6 protein-coding genes are annotated in these 3,264 nt (G+C 70.6%); 5 read left to right on the forward strand and 1 reads right to left on the reverse strand.

What is annotated here, in order from left to right; genetic code table 11:
- From Q0C81_RS17635 to Q0C81_RS17645, 3 genes are all read left to right on the forward strand, one after another.
- The coding region (locus tag Q0C81_RS17635) for a UbiX family flavin prenyltransferase (protein WP_291841050.1) at positions 1–519 on the forward strand (519 nt) is incomplete at its 5' end.
- Entirely contained in the window at positions 516–980 is a 465-nt protein-coding gene (locus Q0C81_RS17640; RefSeq protein ID WP_291841052.1) for a TIGR02444 family protein, read from the forward strand. The genes Q0C81_RS17635 and Q0C81_RS17640, both read left to right, overlap by 4 nt.
- A gap of 39 nt (positions 981–1,019) precedes the next feature.
- Positions 1,020–1,244: a DUF465 domain-containing protein gene (locus tag Q0C81_RS17645; protein ID WP_291841054.1), complete on the forward strand. Its 225-nt coding sequence runs from the start codon at positions 1,020–1,022 to the stop codon at positions 1,242–1,244.
- 7 nt (positions 1,245–1,251) lie between these two features.
- Here Q0C81_RS17645 and Q0C81_RS17650 read toward each other — a convergent pair whose 3' ends face one another.
- Positions 1,252–1,815: a GGDEF domain-containing protein gene (locus Q0C81_RS17650; RefSeq protein ID WP_291841056.1), complete on the reverse strand. Its 564-nt coding sequence runs from the start codon at positions 1,813–1,815 to the stop codon at positions 1,252–1,254.
- Between the two features lie 239 nt (positions 1,816–2,054).
- Between Q0C81_RS17650 and purE the strand changes: the two genes are divergently transcribed.
- On the forward strand, positions 2,055–2,546 hold the full coding sequence (gene purE, locus Q0C81_RS17655; RefSeq protein ID WP_291841058.1) for a 5-(carboxyamino)imidazole ribonucleotide mutase: 492 nt from the start codon (positions 2,055–2,057) through the stop codon (positions 2,544–2,546).
- The coding region (locus Q0C81_RS17660; RefSeq protein WP_291841060.1) for an ATP-grasp domain-containing protein at positions 2,547–3,264 on the forward strand (718 nt) is incomplete at its 3' end. It abuts the gene before it with no gap.

Raw genomic sequence — 3,264 nt, forward strand, 5'->3', positions numbered from 1 at the left:
CTCGACGCCCTGCGCGAACTGGGGGTCGAGAGCCACCTCGTCGTGACCCGCGCCGCCCTGCTCACTTTGTCGCAGGAGACCGATCTGTCGGCGGACGATCTGCTGGGCCGCGCCGATGTCGTGCACAAGCTCAACGACGTGGGCGCCAGCATCGCCTCCGGCTCTTTCCGGACCATGGGCATGCTCGTGGCTCCCTGTTCGGTGCGGACCATGGGGGAGATCGCCACCGGCGTGACCTCCACCCTGCTGACCCGCGCCGCCGACGTTGCGCTGAAGGAACGACGGCCGCTGGTGCTGATGGTGCGCGAGACGCCCCTGCATCTGGGCCATCTGCGCACGATGACCGCCCTGGCCGAGATGGGCGCGGTCATCGCCCCGCCCCTGCCCGCCTTCTACGCCAGGCCCGCCACCATCGCCGAAATGGTCGATCAGTCGGTCGGGCGGGCGCTGGACGTCTTCGGCCTCGACTGGTCGGCGGTGAAGCGCTGGGACGGGCTCAAGGGCCCGGCGTCCGAATGAGCCTGTGGGATTGGTCGGTCCGCGCCTGGGCCGTGGAGGGCGTGCAGAACGCGGGTCTCGACCTGCAGGACGCCCAGGGCCAGAACCTGCCGCTGCTGCTATGGGCCGCCTGGTGCGCCCGGACGGGCCGCGCGCCCGACGCCGACGACATCGAGGCCGCCTGTGACACCGCCCGTGTCTGGCAGGAGACCACCGTGGCCCCGCTGCGCGCCATCCGCCGCACGTTGAAGACCCGCACGCCCGACCTCGACGACGACGACCGCGAGGCGGTGCGGGCCCAGGTCAAGACCATCGAACTGGACGCTGAACGGCGGCTGCTGGCGGCGCTCGAAGCCCTCGCCCCCGAGCCTGCGGGCGCGTCCAGGCCGGTCCTGCCCGCCCTGATCGCCGTGGCCCGGGAATGGGCGCCGATCACGCCGCGCCGCTCGCTCGAACTCCTCGCCGACCGCCTTCCGGCCTGACCGGCGGCGCGCTATAACCGCCCGGTCCGGGACCCCATCATGAACGACGACGAACCATTTCTCACCGAGGAAGAGCTGGCGCTGCACGCCCGGCTCAAGGAACTCCAGCAGGAGCACGCCGACCTCGACGCCTCGATCGAGGCGCTCGGCCACATGCCGATCCCCGACCAGCTGATGATCGCGCGCCTGAAGCGCAAGAAGCTGATCCTGCGCGACGAGATCGTGAAGATCGAGAACCGGATCCTGCCGGACATCATCGCCTAGTCGAGGCTCAACGCCCCTTCTTGCGGACCCACATGGCGGCGTCGGCCTCGGCCAGCCAGATTTCCGGATCGGCCTGGCCCGCATAGGCGCGCACGCCGAACGAGCCGCCCAGTCCGGCGCTGCGGCCGTCCCATTCGAACGGCTCGGTTTCCAGGGTGGCGGCGAGGCGGCGAGCCTTCTCGCGGCCTTCCTCCAGGCCGGCGTTGAGCATCAGCAGGCCGAACTCGTCGCCGCCCAGCCGGCCCAGGGCGTCCGACTCGCGCAGGTTGGCGCGCATCATCTCGGCCACATGCACAAGGGCGGCGTCGCCGGCGGCGTGGCCCAGCTGGTCGTTGACGCCCTTGAAGCCGTCCAGGTCGAGGTAGAGCAGCACCGCCGGGACCTCGTGGCGCTGGCAATAGGCCATGGCGCTCTTCATCTGGGCGACGAAGCCGCGCCGGTTCAGCGCGGGGGTCAGCACGTCGTGATCGGCGGCCGCCTCCGCCGCCTCGGCGCGCAGGCGCAGGGCCTCAAGCTCGGCGCGCAGGCGCTCGATCTCGGCATACGGGTCGATAGTGGCCGCGTCGGTCACGGAAGCTCCCCAGACCATTTTCGCTTCAGGTCGGGACGACCTGAATCCAGAAAAATGGTCCAGCATAATTCGAGAGCATGATTCACGCTCTCGATGGAACCGTGAAGCGGTTCGCATCTCGAACGATCATGCTCGAGCCGGCGACTCAACACGTCCGGCCAGTGCGGAGCCTAACGCCGTCGGTTGCGGGCGCAACGCGAGTCCTGTATCGCGCCGCTTTCCGCGAGAAGGTGCGTGTAATGGCGACCGAGACCCCGCCGGTGGCGATCATCATGGGCAGCCGTTCGGACTGGCCGACGATGAAGCACGCCGCCGACGCCCTGGACCGGCTCGGCGTAGCCTGGGACGCCAAGGTCGTCAGCGCCCACCGCACCCCCCAACGCCTGGTCGAGTTCTCCACCGGCGCCCGCGCTGCGGGTTACAAGGTCATCATCGCCGGGGCCGGCGGCGCCGCCCACCTGCCGGGCATGGCCGCCTCCATGACCGAGCTGCCCGTGCTGGGCGTGCCGGTGCAGTCCAAGGCGCTCAAGGGCCTCGACAGCCTGCTCTCCATTGTCCAGATGCCCGGCGGCGTGCCGGTCGCGACCCTGGCCATCGGCGAGGCGGGCGCCAAGAACGCGGGCATCCTCGCCGCGCAGATCCTGGCCCTCAACGATCCGGTGCTGATGGGACGGCTGAGCGCCTTCCGCGAAGCCCAGACCGAAGCCGTGCACGAGTCGGTCGAGGACTGAGTGAGCGTCTCCCCCCTCTCCCCCGGCTCGACCATCGGCATTCTCGGCGGCGGACAGCTGGGCCGGATGCTCAGCCAGGCCGCCTCCCGCCTCGGCTTCAACGTCGTCATCCTCGATCCGGAAGAGAATAGCCCGGCGGGCCGTGTCTCCCAGGGGCAGATCGTCGCCGCCTATGACGATCCCACCGCCCTGACCGTGCTGGGCCGGGTGGCGCAGGCGGTGACCTTCGAATTCGAGAACGTCCCGGCCTCCTCGGTCGCGACCCTGGCCGAGAGCGGCGCCCTGGTGGCCCCCGGCCCCCGCGCCCTGGCCGTGGCCCAGGACCGGGTCGAGGAGAAGACCTTCCTGAACGGCGTCGGCGCGACCACGGTGGACTTCGCCGCCGTCGACGGCCTCGACGACCTGCTGGCCGGGCTGGAGCGTCTCGGAACGCCCGCCCTGCTCAAGACCCGCCGCGACGGCTACGACGGCAAGGGCCAGGTCTGGGTGCGGTCGGCCAAGGAAGCCGCCGACGCCTGGCACGCCATCGGCGAACGCCCCGCCATTCTCGAGGCCAAGGCCGCCTTCACCCGCGAACTGTCGATCATCGCCGCCCGCGGCCGCGACGGCGCGGTCGCCGTCTATCCGCTGGGCGAGAACATCCACAAGGGCGGGGTCCTGAAGACCACCCTCGCCCCCGCCGCCGTCGATGCGAAGACCGAAAAGCGCGCCAAGGCCA

The sequence above is a fragment of the Brevundimonas sp. genome (assembly GCF_023259385.1).
Classification (GTDB): Bacteria; Pseudomonadota; Alphaproteobacteria; order Caulobacterales; family Caulobacteraceae; genus Brevundimonas.